This window comes from Cobetia sp. SIMBA_158 (genome assembly GCF_046566945.1).
GTDB lineage: Bacteria > Pseudomonadota > Gammaproteobacteria > Pseudomonadales > Halomonadaceae > Cobetia > Cobetia amphilecti.
The window spans coordinates 1-430 of sequence record NZ_JAWJYL010000072.1 but is presented as its reverse complement, the minus strand read 5'-3'; the positions used below and the strand labels follow the sequence as shown (position 1 = coordinate 430).

The window sequence follows — 430 nt, the reverse complement described above, 5'->3', positions numbered from 1 at the left end:
CACCCGATCCTTTTATAAAAATGGTTATAGTAACTCTTCTGGCCCATTGTCTTCTTTTCTCATCACAAAAGTAGGTTCTTTGTCCACAATATTTTTGATTAATACAAAGATGTTTTCAATCATTAACATGAAGAAAGCTGCAGGAATAATAAAGAATAAAGGATATAGTGGGTACAGTGTTCCAGCTGCAGGAAATGCTGTTTTTCTTGTTAATCCGCTCATCGCATAATACCAACTACATTGGACAATTAAAACTAAAATGAACAGTTCTACTAGAATCATTAAAATTACTAAAACCCTTTGAACACTGAGTTTAAATTTACCTAAAAACATATCCATTTTCGGTAATACCCCAAAGGAATACATATATGCTAACCCTGGGAAAATTACTAATGGCCTGAAATAGTTTTGGATAATCTCATAGCCACCT

General features: G+C 33.0%; 1 protein-coding gene. It reads right to left on the bottom strand.

Annotation, left to right across the window (positions count from 1 at the left end):
• Positions 1–24 precede the first annotated feature (24 nt).
• Positions 25–430: hypothetical protein (locus tag R2R70_RS19025; RefSeq protein ID WP_410978753.1), on the bottom strand; the 406-nt coding region annotated here is incomplete at its 5' end.